This window comes from Streptomyces sp. NPDC001980, assembly GCF_040296885.1.
Classification (GTDB): domain Bacteria; phylum Actinomycetota; class Actinomycetes; order Streptomycetales; family Streptomycetaceae; genus Streptomyces.
Genome location: NZ_JBEOYD010000032.1, coordinates 52,185 through 68,996 on the forward strand (window position 1 = coordinate 52,185; position 16,812 = coordinate 68,996).

Annotated in this window: 16 protein-coding genes; 7 read left to right on the forward strand and 9 right to left on the reverse strand. The window is 73.5% G+C overall.

The features are described from left to right. Nucleotides 1-135: 135 nt before the first annotated feature. The 3 genes from ABT137_RS36570 to ABT137_RS36580 are packed head-to-tail and all read left to right on the forward strand — an operon-like array spanning nucleotide 136 to nucleotide 3,114. Entirely contained in the window at nucleotides 136-1,131 is a 996-nt protein-coding gene (locus tag ABT137_RS36570) for a FecCD family ABC transporter permease (protein WP_502984634.1), read from the forward strand. Then, complete coding sequence (locus ABT137_RS36575; protein ID WP_502984632.1) at nucleotides 1,128-2,222, forward strand: FecCD family ABC transporter permease; 1,095 nt, start codon at nucleotides 1,128-1,130, stop codon at nucleotides 2,220-2,222. The genes ABT137_RS36570 and ABT137_RS36575 overlap by 4 nt, the downstream gene beginning before the upstream one ends. 4 nt (nucleotides 2,223-2,226) lie before the next feature. Next, the gene (locus ABT137_RS36580; protein ID WP_351715465.1) at nucleotides 2,227-3,114 is read left to right on the forward strand and encodes an ABC transporter ATP-binding protein; all 888 of its coding nucleotides are present in this window, start codon (nucleotides 2,227-2,229) and stop codon (nucleotides 3,112-3,114) included. Between the two features lie 44 nt (nucleotides 3,115-3,158). Here ABT137_RS36580 and ABT137_RS36585 read toward each other — a convergent pair whose 3' ends face one another. After that, entirely contained in the window at nucleotides 3,159-4,112 is a 954-nt protein-coding gene (locus ABT137_RS36585; RefSeq protein WP_351715467.1) for a methionyl-tRNA formyltransferase, read from the reverse strand. 84 nt (nucleotides 4,113-4,196) lie between these two features. Between ABT137_RS36585 and ABT137_RS36590 the strand changes: the two genes are divergently transcribed. Then, nucleotides 4,197-5,522 (forward strand): lysine N(6)-hydroxylase/L-ornithine N(5)-oxygenase family protein, encoded by a 1,326-nt coding sequence (locus ABT137_RS36590; protein ID WP_351715584.1) that lies wholly within the window; start codon nucleotides 4,197-4,199, stop codon nucleotides 5,520-5,522. Nucleotides 5,523-5,609: 87 nt separating this feature from the next. Here the strand turns inward: ABT137_RS36590 and ABT137_RS36595 are convergent, their stop codons facing one another. Further along, a complete protein-coding gene (locus ABT137_RS36595) occupies nucleotides 5,610-7,130 on the reverse strand; it encodes an amidohydrolase (protein WP_351715468.1) in 1,521 nt (506 codons plus the stop codon). Nucleotides 7,131-7,395: 265 nt separating this feature from the next. Here ABT137_RS36595 and ABT137_RS36600 point away from each other — a divergent pair, with 265 nt between their 5' ends. Further along, the gene (locus ABT137_RS36600) at nucleotides 7,396-8,544 is read left to right on the forward strand and encodes a lactonase family protein (RefSeq protein WP_351715470.1); all 1,149 of its coding nucleotides are present in this window, start codon (nucleotides 7,396-7,398) and stop codon (nucleotides 8,542-8,544) included. Nucleotides 8,545-8,617: 73 nt separating this feature from the next. Here ABT137_RS36600 and ABT137_RS36605 read toward each other — a convergent pair whose 3' ends face one another. The 5 genes from ABT137_RS36605 to ABT137_RS36625 form a co-directional block, all read right to left on the reverse strand. Continuing rightward, nucleotides 8,618-8,851 (reverse strand): hypothetical protein, encoded by a 234-nt coding sequence (locus ABT137_RS36605; RefSeq protein ID WP_351715472.1) that lies wholly within the window; start codon nucleotides 8,849-8,851, stop codon nucleotides 8,618-8,620. After that, a complete protein-coding gene (locus tag ABT137_RS36610) occupies nucleotides 8,848-9,546 on the reverse strand; it encodes an RNA polymerase sigma factor (protein ID WP_351715474.1) in 699 nt (232 codons plus the stop codon). The genes ABT137_RS36605 and ABT137_RS36610 overlap by 4 nt, the downstream gene beginning before the upstream one ends. Nucleotides 9,547-9,589: 43 nt before the next feature. After that, the gene (locus tag ABT137_RS36615) at nucleotides 9,590-10,489 is read right to left on the reverse strand and encodes an NAD(P)-dependent oxidoreductase (RefSeq protein ID WP_351715476.1); all 900 of its coding nucleotides are present in this window, start codon (nucleotides 10,487-10,489) and stop codon (nucleotides 9,590-9,592) included. After that, entirely contained in the window at nucleotides 10,489-11,463 is a 975-nt protein-coding gene (locus tag ABT137_RS36620) for an aldo/keto reductase (protein WP_351715478.1), read from the reverse strand. Before ABT137_RS36620 ends, ABT137_RS36615 begins: the two co-directional genes overlap by 1 nt. 94 nt (nucleotides 11,464-11,557) lie before the next feature. Continuing rightward, nucleotides 11,558-12,355: a VIT1/CCC1 transporter family protein gene (locus ABT137_RS36625; protein ID WP_351715480.1), complete on the reverse strand. Its 798-nt coding sequence runs from the start codon at nucleotides 12,353-12,355 to the stop codon at nucleotides 11,558-11,560. 212 nt (nucleotides 12,356-12,567) lie between these two features. Between ABT137_RS36625 and ABT137_RS36630 the strand changes: the two genes are divergently transcribed. Continuing rightward, complete coding sequence (locus tag ABT137_RS36630) at nucleotides 12,568-13,467, forward strand: LysR family transcriptional regulator (protein WP_351715482.1); 900 nt, start codon at nucleotides 12,568-12,570, stop codon at nucleotides 13,465-13,467. Between the two features lie 86 nt (nucleotides 13,468-13,553). Here the strand turns inward: ABT137_RS36630 and ABT137_RS36635 are convergent, their stop codons facing one another. Beyond that, nucleotides 13,554-14,306: an SDR family NAD(P)-dependent oxidoreductase gene (locus tag ABT137_RS36635; protein WP_351715484.1), complete on the reverse strand. Its 753-nt coding sequence runs from the start codon at nucleotides 14,304-14,306 to the stop codon at nucleotides 13,554-13,556. 347 nt (nucleotides 14,307-14,653) lie between these two features. Here ABT137_RS36635 and ABT137_RS36640 point away from each other — a divergent pair, with 347 nt between their 5' ends. Continuing rightward, on the forward strand, nucleotides 14,654-16,162 hold the full coding sequence (locus ABT137_RS36640; protein ID WP_351715486.1) for a dihydrolipoyl dehydrogenase family protein: 1,509 nt from the start codon (nucleotides 14,654-14,656) through the stop codon (nucleotides 16,160-16,162). 61 nt (nucleotides 16,163-16,223) lie between these two features. On the opposite strand, the gene ABT137_RS36645 is transcribed toward ABT137_RS36640, so the two are convergent. Continuing rightward, nucleotides 16,224-16,808, reverse strand: coding sequence for a TetR/AcrR family transcriptional regulator (locus ABT137_RS36645; RefSeq protein WP_351715489.1), 585 nt, complete (start codon nucleotides 16,806-16,808; stop codon nucleotides 16,224-16,226). Nucleotides 16,809-16,812 lie beyond the last annotated feature (4 nt).

Consider the following 16,812-nt stretch of genomic DNA (forward strand, 5'->3'; position numbering starts at 1 on the left):
CAATCCGGCTTCAGCGGTTCACGTCACAGCGACTGAGGTTATGCTCACCTAACCTGCTATCAGGACTGTTCGCGGACCCCCGGACGACGGCATGGAGACCGGCAAGTGGCTTCAGGCAGAAGGCTTCGCACCACGGTGCTGGTGACAGTGATCGTCGCGCTCCTGGTCCTCCTGTCCCTGCTCTCCGTGGCGTTGGGCGCGCTGAGCGTCCCGCTCGACCAGGTGGTGCGCTCGGTGCTCGGGCATCCGCCGAGCCGGCTGGTCGACAACGTGATCTGGTCGGTGCGCATCCCCCGGACCCTGCTCGGCCTGACCACGGGCGCGGCACTCGGCATGTCCGGCGCGCTGATGCAGGCCCTGACCCGCAACCCCCTCGCGGACCCCGGCGTCCTCGGGGTGAGCGCGGGCGCGTCCTTCGCGATCGTCGTGTCGGTCGCGGTGTTCGGGATCGGCTCGCTGTACGGCTATGTGTGGTTCGCGTTCGCCGGGGCGCTGGCCGCGAGCGTCCTGGTCTTCCTCCTCGGACGGCTCGGCCGCTCCGGGGCGACCCCGGTGAAGCTGGCGCTCGCCGGAGTGGCCGTCACCTCGCTGCTGTCGTCGCTGACCAGTGCCGTGGTGCTCACCGACCAGGACGCGCTGGACCGTTACCGCTACTGGTCCGCCGGCACCCTGGCCGACCAGGACTCCGGCGACCTGGTGCGCATCCTGCCGTTCCTCGCCGTGGGCGCCGTACTCGCCCTGTCCTGCGCGCCCGCCCTCAACAGCCTGGCCCTCGGCGACGACGTGGCCGCCTCCCTGGGACGGCGGCTCGGTCTGGTACGGCTCCAGGGGGTGACGGCGATCGTGCTGCTGACCGGCGCGTCGGTCGCCGTGATCGGTCCGGTGGTCTTCCTCGGCCTGGTCGTCCCGCACATCGCCCGGCTGCTCGCCCAGTTCGCCGGCATCGGGCCCGACCACCGCTGGCTGCTGCCGCTGTCCGCCGCGCTGGCGCCGGTCCTGCTGCTGTCCGCCGACATCGTGGGCCGGATGGTGGCCCGGCCCACCGAGATCCAGGCCGGTGTCCTGGTCGCCTTCCTCGGCGGCCCGTTCTTCATCGCCCTGGTCCGCCGCCGGAAACTCGCGGAGGTGTGAGCGTGCCCGCACAGTCGTCCCCCGCCCCCGTCGCTCCGGCCCGGCCCGCGCTGCGCGACCGGCCGTTCCGGCTGACCGTGCCCCCGGTCTCCGGCATGCTGCGGCCGCGCCTGGTGCTGACCGGAGTCCTCGTCGGTGTGGGCGCGTTCGCGCTGTTCTGCTGGGGCCTGGCCCTCGGCGACTACCCGGTGAGCCTGCCCGACGTCGTCAGGGCCCTGTTCGGCGTCGGCGACCCCGGGACGCTCGTCGTCGTACGGGACCTGCGGCTGCCGCGCGCCCTCACCGGCCTCCTGGTCGGCATCGCCTTCGGGGTCTCCGGGGCGGTGTTCCAGACGATGACCCGCAATCCGCTGGCCAGCCCCGACATGATCGGGCTGACCGAGGGCGCCGGCACCGCCGTGGTGGCGGCGGTGGTGCTCGGCCGGGCCGGCGGGCTCGGGCTGTCCACGGTCGGACTGCTCGGCGCCCTGGCGACCGCGCTGCTCGTGTACGCGCTGGCCTGGAAGGGCGGGGCCACCGGCTACCGCATCATCCTCGTCGGCATCGGCGTCTCCTGGATCTGCACCAGCGCCACCGACTTCCTGGTGGCGCGCGGCAACCGGTTCCAGGCCGAGGAGGCGCTCGGCTGGCTGGTCGGCAACCTCAACGGCCGTACCTGGGGCCAGGTGGACTCCCTGGCGATCGCCCTCGCCGTGCTGCTGCCCGTCACCCTGGGCCTGGGCCGCTGGATGCGCACGCTCCAGCTCGGCGACGACGTGGCCGCCGGGCTCGGCACCCCCGTCCAGCCGGTCCGGCTGGCGCTGCTGCTGACCGGAGTGGGCCTGGTCGCCTTCGGCACGGCGGCGGCGGGACCGGTGGCCTTCGTGGCCCTGGCCTGCCCGCAGATCGCGCTGCGGCTGGCCGGCACCTCGGCACCGCCCCCGCTCGTCTCCGGTCTCACCGGTGCGTTCGTCGTCCTCGGCTCCGACCTCCTCGCCCGTGAGGCGGTCCCCGGGACGGAACTGCCGGTCGGGGTCGTCACCGGCGCCCTCGGCGCGCCGGTCCTGCTGTGGCTGCTCGTCCGCGCCAACCGCGCGGGATCTGGAGGCTGATCCCATGTCGACCACCGACCCGCGTACGCCGGGCCCCGCCGAACAGCAACCCGCTGGACCTGAGTTGCGGGCTCGCGACCTCCATCTCGCCTACGACGGACGGACGGTGGTGGCGGACCTCGACCTCACCGTGCCCACCGGCCGGATCACGGCCATCGTCGGCGCCAACGCCTGTGGCAAGTCGACCCTGTTGCGCGCCCTCGCCCGGCTGCTGGCCCCGCGCCAGGGCGTCGTCGAACTGGACGGCACCGCGCTGCGCTCCATACCGACCCGGGAACTCGCCCGCAATCTCGGCATCCTGCCGCAGACACCGGTGGCGCCGGAGGGGCTGACCGTCGCCGACCTGGTCAACCGCGGGCGCTCCCCGCACCAGACCTGGTGGCGGCAGTGGTCGGCGGCGGACGAGGAGGCCGTACGGGCCGCGCTGGCCGCCACCGGCCTGACCGAGCTCGCGGACCGGCCGGTGGACGAGCTCTCCGGCGGCCAGCGGCAGCGCGCGTGGATCGCCATGGCCGTCGCCCAGGGCACCCCGATCCTCCTCCTGGACGAGCCGACGACCTATCTCGACCTCGCCCACCAGATCGACGTCCTGGACCTCGTCACGGACCTCAACCGGCGCGAGGGCCGCACGGTGGTGATGGTGCTGCACGACCTCAACCAGGCCTGCCGGTACGCCGACCACGTCATCGCCATGAAGGCCGGCCGCATCGTCGCCCAGGGCGCACCGGCCGAGGTGGTCACCGAGGCGACCGTCGAGGATGTGTTCGACCTGCGCTGCCGGATCACCCCCGACCCGGTCAGCGGCACGCCGATGGTCATCCCGCTGGGCCGCCACCACCACGACGGCGACGCCCGCGACCCCGAGGGCGCGGTACCGGCCGCCGTCGACTGAGCCGGCGGCCGGGGTCGGGACCGCGCCCGGCGACGGGACCGCGCTCAGGGACGGGACGTCAGGTAGCCCCCCATGGTGCGGAAGTAGTCCGCCGCCGCATACTCCGTGCCGTTGTCCGTGCGCACCCGCCGGACCAGCAGGCCCGGGCAGCGCCCGGTGTGGGCGTCGGGGCCCGCCACGACCACCACGCCGTCGCCCTCGCGGATGAAGATCCGGCCCGGCGTGCCGCCGTAACGCCCCTCGGAGACGGCGGCGGAGACGATCCTGAGCCGCTCGCCGCGGTGGAAGGCGTAGGCGTTCGGGTACGGGTCCGACTGGGCCCGGACCAGCCGCTCCAGGCGTTCCGCGGGCCAGGTCCAGTCGATGCGGCTGTCCTCCAGGGACCGCTTGTGGAAGAAGCCGGCCCGGCTGCGGTCCTGCGGCACCCACTGGCCGGCGTCCCGGCCGGCGGCGATCAGGTCGAGGGACTCGCGCACGATGGGCGCGATCAGGTCGACGGTACGGCGGAACAGGTCGGTGGCCGTGTCGGTGGGCCCGACCGGCACCGAGCGCTGCACCAGGACGTCCCCGGCGTCGAGTTCGGCGTTCATGCGGTGCGCGGTCACCCCGACCCGCTCCTCGCCGTTGATCAGCGCCCAGATGATCGGGGAGAACCCGGCGTAGGCCGGCAGCAGGGAGTCGTGGATGTTCAGGGTGCCGTGCGGGGGCAGGTCGAACAGCTCCGGGGGCAGCCAGGTCCGCCAGTTGTTGGCGACGATGATGTCCGGCCGGGACTCCCGTACGGCGGCGAGGAGTTCGGCGTCGTCGGGGCGGTTGCGCAGCAGCACCGGGACGCCGTGCTTCTCGGCCAGCTCGGCGACGTTGTCGTCCCAGATCTTCTCGTAGGCGTGCTCGCTCCTCGGATGGGTGACGACGAGAACCACCTCGTGATCGGAGTCCAGCAGCGCCTGCAGCGTGCGGTGACCCCAGGTCTGGTAGCCGAGCATGACGACCCGCATGACGGTCCTTCCCTTCACAGACTCCATTGCTAGGTAAGCCTTACCTTATCTAGCATGGGTCTGCCTGAGGGAGGCGATGCCAAGGTGAAATCACCGGTCATGGGTTCCGACGTCGTCCACGACATCATCGGAATCGGTTTCGGCCCGTCAAATCTCGCTCTCTCCATAGCGGTTGAGGAGCACAACACGGGTCTGACGGCGGACAGCCGTCTCAACGCCCTGTTCCTGGAACGGCAGCCGCGGTTCGGCTGGCACCGGGGCATGCTGATCGACGACGCCACGATGCAGGTCTCCTTCCTCAAGGACCTCGTCACCCTGCGCAACCCGACCAGCGACTACAGCTTCCTCTGCTTCCTGCGCGAACAGGGCAGACTGATCGACTTCCTGAACCAGAAGACGCTCTTCCCGCTGCGGATGGAGTTCCACGAGTACTTCGAGTGGGCGGCGGCCCGGGTGGCGCACCTGGTGTCGTACGGCAGCGAGGTGGTCGCGGTGGACCCGGTGCGCGACGACGACGGCCGGGTGACGTTCTTCGACGTCACCTGCCGGGACACGGGACGCCCGGGGAGGACCGTGACCCACCGCACGCGCAACATCAGCGTGGCGATGGGCCTTGAACAGCATGTGCCGCCGGGGCTGGAGCTCGCGGAACGGGTCTGGCACAACAGCGAGTTGATCCCGCAGGCCGAGCAACTGGCCGCGACGGGCGTGCCGGTGCGGCGGGCGGTCGTGCTCGGTGCCGGGCAGAGCGCCGCCGAGACGGTGGACTACCTGCACCGCACGTTCCCGGACGCCGAGGTCTGCTCGGTCTTCGCCAAGTACGGCTACACGCCCGCGGACGACAGCCCGTTCGCCAACCGGATCTTCGATCCGGAGGCGGTCGACGTCTACTTCTCCGCGCCGTCCGCGGTGAAGCAGTCCCTGCTGGACTACCACCGCTCCACCAACTACTCGGTCGTGGACATGGATCTGATCGAGTCGCTGTACGCCACCACGTACCGGGAGAAGGTGGCGGGGCGGGAGCGGCTGCGGTTCCTCAACGTCTCCCGTGTCCGCGACATCGCGGACGGCGCGGACGGCGGTCTCGACGTCACCGTCGAGTTCCTGCCCACCGGCGAACAGCAGACGCTGCCCGCCGACGTCCTGGTGCTCGCCACCGGCTACCGGCCCCGGGACCTGACCGCACTCATGGGCGACGCGGCCAAGCTGTGCCTCAAGGACGACGGCGACGCGATCCGGGTCGGCCGGGACCACCGCGTGGAGACGGTGCCGGAGGTGGCGGCCGGCATCTACCTCCAGGGCGGGACCGAGCACACCCACGGGCTCACCAGCACCCTGCTGTCGACCGTGGCGGTCCGCGCGCACGAGATCCACCGGTCCCTGCTCTCCGACCGGGCGACGGCGGCCTGACCCGCCGCCCCCGCACTCCCGTGGCCCGGACGGTACGGTCCCGTCCGGGCCACGGGGTCCGCCCGAGCCCCTCGAAGGCGGGCGGTGTCAGTACGGCCCGTGGGTCCAGCGCCCGGCCGTCATCGTGGCGTGCACCGGCATCGCGCGCAGGGCGTCCGGGCCCGCCGTCAGCGGATCCACGTCCACGACCACCAGGTCCGCGGGGTCCCCGACCCTGATGAGCCGGCGCCCGCGGGCCGCCGCGGCCAGCGCGTCCCGCAGCGGCAGGCGCTGCTCGGGGTGCCAGGCGGGACGGTCGTCGTCGGTGCGGGTGACGGCCGACGCGACGGCGAGCCAGGGGTCCAGCGGAGAGACGGGGGCGTCCGAGCCGAACTCCAGCCGTGCCCCGGCGGCCAGCAGGTCGGCGTAGGCGAAGGCGCGTGAGGTGCGTCCTGCCCAGTAGTGGTCCGCCACGTCCCGGTCGTCCGTCGCGTGCCGGGGCTGCACCCCTGCCGCGACGTCCAGTTCCGCGAAGCGCGGGAGGTCCTCGGGGCTCAGTAGCTGGGCGTGCTCGATCCGGCCGCGGCAGCGCACGGCCTCGAAGGCGTCCAGGGCCACGGTGTTGGCCCGGTCGCCGATGGCGTGCACCGCCGGTTCGATGCCGTGGGCGGCGGCCCGGCGCATGAGCCGCACCAGCTCGTCCGGTGCCGTCTGCTCGATGCCGTGCGCGCCGTCCGTGTTCTCAAGACCCGGGTAGGAGTCGCGGCAGAGCGCGGTACGGGTGTTGAGCGAGCCGTCCGTGAAGAGCTTGAGCGGGCCGACCCGCACCAGGCCGTCGGACGCGCCGATCCCGGAGCCGGTGCGCAGCCCGCGCGCCACGGCCGCGTCCAGGTGGCTCGGGTAGACGGCGGCGGACACCCGTACGGCGGGCGGGGCCTGTGCCGAGCGCCGCTCCCAGGCGCCCACGGTGTCGCCGTACTGGAAGTCGATGACCCCGGTGACCCCGCGCGCGGCGGCGGCCCGGCAGGCGTCGGCGACCCAGTCGTCCAGCGTCCCGGCCGGCACCTCGGGCAGGGCCGAGAGCACTTCGTGCCCCTCCGTCTCCCGGACCAGTCCGGTCGGGTGGTCGCCCCGGCCGACCAGCGCCAGGCAGGCGGAGTTCAGCCACACGGCGTGCAGATCGGCGCTGACCAGGGCGACCGGCCGGTCCGGCAGGGCCGCGTCGAGGAGCCGCTTGTCCGGGGCGTCGGGCCAGAGCCCGTCCCGGAAGCCGTATCCGAACAGGACCGTTCCCGCGCCGGGTGCCGTACGGCCGTGTGCGCGGACCCGGTCGGCCACCTCCCGCGCGGAGGCGGTGCCGGAGAGGTCGAGCCGGCGGCGCGCGCTCGCCCATTCGGCCAGGTGGACATGGGCGTCCCACAGTCCGGGCAGCAGGACGCGCCCGTCCAGATCGACGACCCGCTCACCCGCGGCAGGGCCGGCGGGCACCACGGCCCCCTGCTCCGGGACGACATGGGTGACCGTGCCGCCCGCCACCCGCACGGCGGCAGGCGGCCCGCCCGCCCCCAGCCGCACCCGGGCGAGCGTCACCGCGGCCGACCCGCGCGGGGTGGTTGCGAGAACCGTCATCGAGCCTCCCTCCGTGGCGGCGCGCCCGCCCTGAGCTGCCTCCGCGCCCGCCCTCGACAGCGACAAGAAGATGAACTTAGGCTCACCTTACCCAGCAGGGGCGTACCCCACGTCGCTCGCGTCCCGAGTTCTTACAGAGGTCTTTCGTCGCCCCCGGGCGAGGAAAGGACGCCCGCTCCGACGACGCAGATCCGGTGTGGGAACGAACCGGTCCCACGTCACCGCCGGCGGTCGCTGCCGCCGCGTCGACAGGAGCACAGGGGAAATGACGATGGGCAAGACGATGGGCAAGAAGTCGAAGGCCGCCGTGACGGCCGCCGTGGCCGTGGCCGCCGCGGCGGCCGCCGCACTGAGCGCCGGCCCCGCCACGGCGTACTCCGGCGCTGCCCGCGCCGCCGTGTTCGTCCAGACGGACGGGGTGAACGGCAACGCCGTGGTGGCCTACAGCCGTTCCGCGGGCGGAAAGCTGCAGCAGAGCGGCGTGTACCGGACCGGTGGGCTGGGCGGTGTCCTCGACGGCTCGGCGGTCGACCACCTCGCCTCGCAGGGTTCGCTGACCTACGACAGGGCGCACGGCCTGCTCTACGCCGTGAACGCCGGCAGCGACACGGTCACGGTGTTCTCGGTGCACGATGACAAGCTGGTCCGTCGTCAGATCGTCTCGTCGGGAGGCGACTTCCCGGTCGGCGTGGCCGTCCGCGGTGACCTGGTGTACGTGCTCAACGCGCTGGGCGGCGGTTCCGTGCAGGGCTTCCGGAACGTGCACGGCTCGCTGGTGAAGGTGCCCGCCTGGCACCGCTCCCTCGGCCTGGACCCGGCCGCCACGCCCCAGTTCACGCACACCCCCGGACAGCTCGCCTTCACCCCGGACGGCCGCGCGCTGGTGGTGACCACGAAGGCGGGGGCCAACACCATAGACGTGTTCCCGGTGGGCCGGTCCGGCATCGCGGCCCGGCCCGTGGTCACCGCCACCCCCGGCGCGGTGCCCTTCGGCTTCACCTTCGACGCCCGCGGGCGGCTGGTGGTGACCGAGGCGGGCACCAACTCGGTCGCCACGTTCCGGGTCGGTGCGGACCTGCGGCTGACCGAGGTCTCCGAGGTGGCGACCGGTCAGGCGGCGACCTGCTGGATCGTCCGCGACGGCGCGCACGTCTACGCCTCCAACGCGGGCAGCGGCACTCTGTCCGGCCTGCGGGTCGGCGCGGACGGCGCGCTCCGGGCGGTCGGCACCACCGCGACCGGCGCCGGGACGGTGGACGCCGACGTCTCCTCGGACGGCCGCTTCCTGTACGTGCAGACCGGCAAGGAGGGCGGCGTCGACGAGTTCCGCGTCAACCACGACGGCTCCCTGACCCGGGTGGGTTCGGTCGTCGTCCCCGACGCCGTCGGCGGCGAGGGCATCGCCGCCTCCTGACGGCAGGCTGCTCGCCGGCGTGCCCGGGCCCGGGTTCAGGTTCCGGACCCGGGCCGGGTTCAGGTTCCGGGGCTCAGGTTTCCAGGACGGCGGCGAGCAGCCCCCGGTAGTCCTCGTCGCAGGGGCCGCAGGCGCGCAGGTGCGCGGAGACCCCCGGCCAGTGCCGCTCGGGATCGTCTCCGGCGGCCTTCAGGTCCGCGTACACGTGGAGCAGGCGCAGGGCCTCCTCGCATCCCACGTCCCTCGGGTCCGTGGTCAGGAACCGCTCCAGCGCCGCCCGTACGGAGAGCCGGTCCGGGTTCGTCATGACCGCCTCCCGGGGATCACGTCCAGGTAGCCGTGGGCCACGAGGTGGTCGCGCAGTCTGCGCCGGGCGTCGAACATCGTCTTGTAGACGGCGTTCCGGCTGCTCCCCAGTTCCAGGACCAGCGCGTCCAGCGGCACGGCGTCCAGGACCAGCGACACGAAGACCCTGCGCTGGTGGTGGGTCAGCACCTCGTCCGCCGCCGTGCGCACGGCGGCGGCCAGAGCGCGCGCCTCGGACGACTCCGCGGGGCCGGCGCCGAGCCGGTCGGGCAGCCGGTCCCAGTCCTCGCCGTCGAGTTCCACCCGCTGCGTGCTCCAGAAGTGCCGGCCGATCTTCGCCGACACCTCCAGGACGACGAACCGGTAGGCCCAGGTGGTGAAACGGCTCTCCCCGCGGAAGTCACCGATCTTCCGGGTGATGGCGAGGAGGGCGTCCGCGGCGGCCTGGTGGGCGAGGTCGTCGACCTCCGGACCGTCGAAGCCGTACCGGGAACGCCGCCTGGCCAGTTCGCGCCTCGCGATCCGCAGCAGATCGGCGTGCAGCCGGACGCACGCCGTCTCGTAGGCCGCCCCGGTCGACGACAGTTCCCGCACCCAGGACGCCGAGAGGGGATCGAGGTCATGCGCACCGTCGGCAGGCGTCGCGGCCATGGTCCGCGCGGGCTCGCCCTGTTCGTGTCCGACCGCAGACGCCATGCGCCCCATCGTAGACGCGCCGGCTCCGGCCCCCGGCGGGGGTTCAGGGTCGTGCGTGTCCCGCCACGGTGATGGCCGACGCCACGTCGTCCTCGGCGTGCCCGGCCGAGATCGCCTCGTCCCAGCGCTTCAGCAGGGCCTCGGTGAGCGGCAGTTCCAGCTCCCGCTGGTCGGCGGCCGACAACGCGAGGGCCGCGTCCTTGCCCGCGTGGTGCAGGGGGAAGCCCGGGGCGAAGTCGCGCTCGACCATGGCCCGGCCCTTGGCCGTCGCGTAGGCGGAGCCCAGCGGGCTCTCGGCGAGGGTGTCGAGGACCAGGCCGGGGTCGAGCCGAAGGGCGCCGGCCAGGCTGACGGTCTCGGCCATGCCCTCGACCAGGACCGCGAGCCAGTTGTTCAGCACGATCTTGAAGCGGCTGCCGTCCCCGAGGCGGTCGAGCCACAGCGTGCGGCGGCCCACCGCGTCGAACAACGGCTGTACGCGGGGCCGCAGTCCGGGATCGCCGGAGGCGAGGACGAGCAGCTCGCCGAGGTCCGCCGGCCCGGAGCTCCCGGAGACGGGGGCGTCGACGAAGGCGACGCCCCCCTCCGCGAGTTCCGCCAGCCGCCGGGTCGCGGCGACGCCGACCGTGCTCATCTGGATCCAGACCGCGTCCGGGGCGAGTGCGGCCAGGGCGCCGTCCGTGCCGGTCATCGCGCTCTCCACGGCGGCGCCGTCGGTGAGCATGGTGATCAGGTACTCCGCCGGCGCGGCCGCCTCGGCCGGAGAGCCGGCGACCTTCGCACCCTGACCGGCCAGCGCCTCGGCCTTCCGCCGGGTCCGGTTCCACACCGTCACGTCGAACCCGGCGCGCAGCAGGTTGCGGGCGATGGGGGCGCCCATGACCCCCGTACCGAGGACCGCGACCCGCGTCCTTCCCGTCCCCGCCCTGGTCCGCTCTGTCATCACACGCTCTCCGGGGTCGGGCCGGCGACCGGGGTGGCCGCCGCCATGATCGAGTCGATGTCCTTGAGGTCCGCCTCGTCCAGCGAGAGGTCCGCCGCGGCGAGGCTGTCCTCGACGTGGTGGGGGCGCCGCGCGCCGACGATCGCCACGTCCACACCCGGCCGGGCCAGCGTCCACGCGATGGCGAGCTGGCTGACCGTCATGTCGCGGAAGGCGGCGAACTCCTGGAGCTCGCGGACCACCGCCAGGTTGCGCCGGTAGGTCTCACCGCGGAAGACCCCGCTCTTCGCCCGCCAGTCGCCGACGGGGAAGACGGTCTCCTCGCTGAGGGTGCCGGTCAGCAGGCCGTGCGCGAGCGGGCCGTAGACCAGCACGCCGATCCCGTGATCGCGGGTGTACGGCAGGACGGTGTCCTCGATCTCCCGGCGGAAGAGGTGGTACGGCGGCTGCAGAGTCTCCACCGGCAGGGTGCGGGAGAACTCGGCCATCTGCTCGGCGGAGTAGTTGGAGACGCCCACGTGCCGGATCTTTCCGGCCTCGGCCAGTTCCCGCAGCGCCCCGGCGGTCTCGGCGAGCGGCACCTTCGGGTCGGGCCAGTGGACCTGGTAGAGGTCGATGTGGTCGACGCCGAGCGCGGTCAGGCTGGCGTCGACGCCAGCGCGCAGGGCGGCGGGGCTCGCGTCCCGGGCGACTCCGGTGCCGGTGTCGCGCAGGCCGCCCTTGGTGGCGATCACCAACTCGTCGCGATGCTCGCGCAGTTCCGTCCGCAGGGCGTCGCCCAGCAGCCGTTCCGAGGCGCCGAACCCGTACCCCTGGGCGGTGTCGAAGAAGTTCACCCCCAGCTCGCGGGCCCGCTGGACGGCCTTCCTGGCGTCGTCCTCGGCGAAGGCACCCCAGTCCCCGCCGAGTTGCCAGGTACCGAAGGCGATGCGGGAGACCCGCAGTCCGGTCGATCCCAGTGTGGTGTGACGCATGACTTTCCTCCGTGCGTGGTGAATGTGCGCTGTCGACTGGTTTTGGTGATCGGTTTCGGTGATCGGTTTCGGTGATCCGCTTTAGTGGTCGGGGTCAGGTGACCCTGGCGCCGATCACGTGTCCGATGCCGTAGACGGCCGCGGCGGCGAGGGCGCCCACGAAGAGCTGGCGGGCCCCGGAGACCAGCGGCGACCGGCCGTTGAGCAGGCCGATGACACCGCCGACGGCGAACAGGGCGCTGCCGGCCAGGGCGATGGCGAGGAGCAGGGCGGCCGTTCCCGAGAGGAAGAGGTAGGGCAGGACGGCCATCAGCGCGCCCCCGGTGAACGAGGCGAGGCTGGACAGCGCCGCCGACCACGGCGAACCCAACTGGTCCGGGTCCAGCCCGAGTTCCTCGCGGACCATGGTGTTCAGGGCGGTGTCGTGATCCCGCATGATGGTCGTCGCGACATGCCGGGCGTCGTCCGCGTCCAGTCCCTTGTCCCGGTAGACCCGGGCGAGCTCCGCCTCCTGAGCGCCCGGGTCGGCGCGCAGCTGGTCGGCCGCGACGGCTATCTCCCGCTCGTAGGCCTCGCGCTGGCTGCGCATGGAGATGTACTCGCCGGCCGCCATCGAGAACGCTCCGGCGAGCAGGCCCGCGACCCCTGCGAACAGGACGGCCGTACCCGAGAGACCGGACCCGGCGAAGCCCATCACCAGGGCCGTGTTGGAGACCAGGCCGTCGTTGACGCCGAACACCGCCGCGCGCAGCGCACCGGAGCGGTCGCCGGGGCGCGACCGCTCAGCACGGTCCGCCCCGCGCCCGCCGGTGTCCTCGGCGGACTTCCTGGTCTTCACGTCCACGGTACCCGCGGGCGCGGTGTACGACAGCTCGCCCGTTGTCAGCGACATGGCCGGCTCCGATCCTCGATGACGGTTATCGTCGGCGGTGAATACCCTTTCTCCGGTTATTCACCGTCACACATGCCAACGCCCGGGGGGTCGGGCTCTATCCCATTTGGGCTAGATAGTCGTAGATAAGCGTTATCTCGGGACCAGATGGGCCGCCATCGGCCGACCGCGCCCGGCGTGACTCCGGTCCGCGGCCGTGATGGCATGTCGGCATGGAGTTGCGGGAGTTGCGGGCGTTCGTGGCGGTGGTGGAGGAGGGCGGGCTGTCGGCCGCCGCCCGGCGGCTGCATGTGAGCCAGCCCGCGCTGTCCCAGACGATCAGCGGGCTGGAACGGCAGCTCGGGGTGCGGCTGCTGGTGCGCGGGAGCAGCGGGGCGAGGGCCACCGAGGCCGGGACCGCGCTGCTGGGCGAGGCACGGGCGGTGCTCGCCCGGCACGACCAGGCGCTGCGGGTGATGGCCGGATACACCGGTCCGGGCGGCGGGGCACTGCGCATCGGGATCCCCCTGGAACTGCCGTCCGGACTGCTCGACCCGGCACTGGCCGAACTCGCCGAGACCCATCCGGAGACCCGGGTGCAGGCCCGGCACCTGTCCACGGCGGAGCAGCTGACCGCGCTGCGGGCCGGTGAGCTCGACGTCGGCTTTCTGCGGGAACGGCCGTCCGGGCCGGAGTTCGACGCGCTGCTCGTCGCACGGGAGAAGCTCGGCGTGCTGGTCGCCGCCGACCAGGCCGCCGCGCTCGCCGGGCCCGACGGCATCCCGCTCGACGCGCTCGGGTCCCTGCAATGGGTCGGGTTCCCGCGCACCGGCAGTCCCGCCTGGTACGACGAGCTGACCGCGGTCCTGCGCGGCCACGGCCTGGATCTCGGTCCCGAGGCGCCCGAGGGGCAGGCGCTGATCGCCGACGTGAAACTGGCCGCGGTCGCCTCCGGGCAGGCCTTCGCACTGGCCCCGCCGGACTGGCAGCAGCCACTGCCCGACCGCGTGACCTGGTCGCCACTGGTCGGACAGCCGCTGGTACGGCGCACCTGGGCGGTGTGGCCGGCCGACTCCCGCCGCCGGGACCTGGGCCGGTTCATCGCCGCACTGGACCGGTCGGTGCGGGAGTAGCACGGGTCCCCGAAGCAGGGGCGGAGCGGCTACGTGAGGGCGCGGGCGCCGACGAGGAGCATCGGCGCCCGCGCTTCCCCGCTGCGTCAGACGGCCGTACGGCCGCCGTCGACCGGCAGGATCGCGCCCTGCACGAAGCTCGCCGCGTCGCTCACCAGGTAGCCGATCGCCTCGGCGATCTCGCGCGCCTCACCGGGCCGGCCGGCGGGCGCCTGCGCGGCCAAGGCGTCCAGGTCGTCCCCCATGACGGCCGTGCCCTCGGTGCGGGTCGGGCCCGGCTCCACGGCGTTGACCCGCACCCCCTGCGGGCCGAACTCGGCGGCCCAGGACTTGGTCAGCAGGTTGACCGCGGCCTTGCTCGACGCGTACAGCGCCATCCCCGCGACGCCGTACTCGGCGACCATGGTGCTGACGTTGACAATGGCGCCCTGCCCGCGCTCGGCCATGGCCGGGGCGAGCTCGCCCACCAGGTAGAACGGCGCCTTCACGTTCAGGTCGTAGACGGTGTCCACCTGCTCGGCGGAGGTCTGCGCCGTCGGTCCGAACGGGAAGACGCCGGCGTTGTTGACGAGGATGTCGACGCGGCCGCCGCCCAGCGCGGTGGCCTCGCGGGCCAGGCGGCGTGCCGAGTCGGCGTCCCACAGGTCGGCCGCCAGGAAGTCCGCCTTGCCGCCGCGCTCCCGGACGGCGCCGACCACCCGCTCCCCGCGGTCCGCGTCGCGTCCCGCGACCAGGACGTGCGCGCCGCGCTCGGCGAGCAGCGCCGCGGTCGCGGCGCCGATACCGCTGGTCGCACCCGTCAGCAGGGCCACGCGTCCGGTCAGGTCAGCAGAACTCATGAGGTGTCCTTAAAGTGTGGAAAGTGGGGCGAATCCATCGTCCCGCCGCCTCGTCCGCGAGGCGACGGGAGTCCACAGCGGCAGCGGGGCTCCCGGGATTCCGTTCTCCTCATCAGCGGATCCGATGCCCCCCATAAGCGTCCCGTCCGAAGTCGGGTCCGGAGCACCGCCCGCCCGGCAGCGCCACGTATGCGCCGGTCATGGCGGGGAGGCGGCCATAGGCGGCGCTTATGGCGGCTCTTCACCGGGCGCATGTCCGCACCGCGACCAACCGCACAGGTCCCGCGGTTACATGACCCGTACGGCTGAACAGTGCGGACCGGCACCGATCGTCATGTGAGGCAGCAATGAGCGAACCGAACACAGCACCGCACGCAGCACCGAGCACGGCACCGGACGCGACCGGGGAGAGCAGCACGTACGACGTGATCGTCCTGGGCGCGGGTCCGGTAGGGCAGAACGTCGCCGACCGGGCCCGGGCCGCCGGGCTCTCCGTGGCCGTCGTGGAGCGGGAACTCGTCGGCGGCGAGTGCTCCTACTGGGCCTGCGTCCCCAGCAAGGCGCTGCTGCGGCCGGTCCTCGCGGTCGCCGACGCCCGCCGCGTGGACGGCGCCCGGCAGGCCGTCACCGGACGCATCGACGACGCCGCGGTCTTCGCCCGCCGCAACCGTTACGTCACCGACTGGGACGACAGCGGGCAGGCGCTGTGGGTCAAGTCCATCGGCGCCGACCTGTTCCGCGGCCAGGGCCGGCTCGACGGGCCGCGCCGGGTCACCGTCAGCCGGGACGACGGCGCCCGGCAGACCCTCGTCGCCCGGCACGCGGTGGCCCTCGCCACCGGCAGCCGGCCCGCGCTTCCCGACATCCCGGGGATCGAGGAGGCCCGGCCCTGGACGAACCGGCACGGCACCGACTCCAGCACCGTGCCCGGCCGGCTCGTCGTGGTCGGCGGCGGCGGGGTCGGCGTGGAGATGGCGACGCTGTGGCAGGGGCTCGGGTCGCAGGTCACGCTGCTCGTCCGGCGGCGGCTGCTCCCCCGTATGGAGTCCTTCGCCGGGGAACTGGTCGCCCAGGGGCTGGCCGAGGCCGGCGCGGACGTGCGGACCGGCGTCCAGGTGACCGCGCTGCGCCGCCCTGACCCGGACGGGCCGGTGACGCTCACGCTCGACGACGGGAGCGAACTGGAGGCCGACGAGGTCCTGTTCGCCACCGGACGCACGCCCAACACCGACGACATCGGCCTGGAGACCGTGGGCCTGACCGCCGGTTCCTGGCTGGACGTGGACACGACCTGCCTGGTCGACGGGGTCGAGGGGGCGTGGCTGTACGGCCTCGGGGACGTCAACCACCGCGCGCTCCTCACCCACCAGGGCAAGTACCAGGCACGGACGGCCGGGGACGCCATCGGCGCCCGGGCCGCCGGGCGGCCGCTGGACGACGGGGACTGGGGCGACCACGCCACGACCGCCGACCGGCATGCCGTGGCCCAGGTCTTCTTCACCGACCCGGAGGCGGGCGCGGTGGGCCTGACCGCCGAGCAGGCGGCCGCCGCCGGGCACCGCGTCGAGACGGTCGACCTCGACCTCAACGCCGCCCAGGGCGCGAACCTCTACGCCGACGGCTACACCGGCCACGCCCGCCTCGTCGTCGACGTCGACCGGGACGTGCTGCTCGGGGTGACCATGGTCGGGTCCGCGGTCAGCGAGCTGCTGCACGCGGCCACCATCGCGGTCGCCGGCGAGGTCCCCCTGAAACGCCTCCGGCACGCCATCGCGCCGTTCCCCACGGTCAGCGAGATCTGGGTGTTCCTCGTCGCCGCATACCGACGGCAGCGGGAGCAGGCGGACGCCGGCTGACACCCCGCCGGCCGAACCGGGGCGCGCCCGCCGGGGGCCCGTCGCGGGAACAGGCGGTCGGCTACCGCGGCCGCCCGGGGCCGACCGTCGCCCTGACCGCGGTGCCGACCTGCTCGGCGACCGTCTCCGGGCTGGACGCGTCGAGCTTGCCGTCGAGGTGCAGGAACGCCAGGCCGTGGACCAGCGCCCACACCGCCGTCGCCAGCCCGTCCCGGGTCCCACCGGGAAAGGCGTTCCGCACCAGGGTGTCGACGTAGGCGGAGAGCGCGGCGGCCGCCTCGACGCGTTCGGCGCTGCCGGGGTCGCAGGGCTCCGCGAACATCGCCCGGAACAGCGCCGGGTGGTCGAGGGCGAACCGGACGTAGACCACGGCGACGGCGACCAGGTCGTCGGGGGTCGAGGGCGCGGGATGGGCGGCCGCGAGAGCTCCGGCGAGTTCGCGGTAGCCCTCCGCGGCGACGGCGGAGACCAGTGCGTCGCGGTCCGCGTAGTGGCGGTAGGGGGCGGTGGGCGAGACCCCGGCCCGCCGGGCCACCGCCCGCAGCGACAGCGCGCCGCTGCCGTCCTCCTCCAGCAGCTCCCGGGCCGCGCGCAGGCACGCGGCCCGGAGGTCGCCGTGATGGTACGAGTCGCTCGGTGGTGGCATGGGT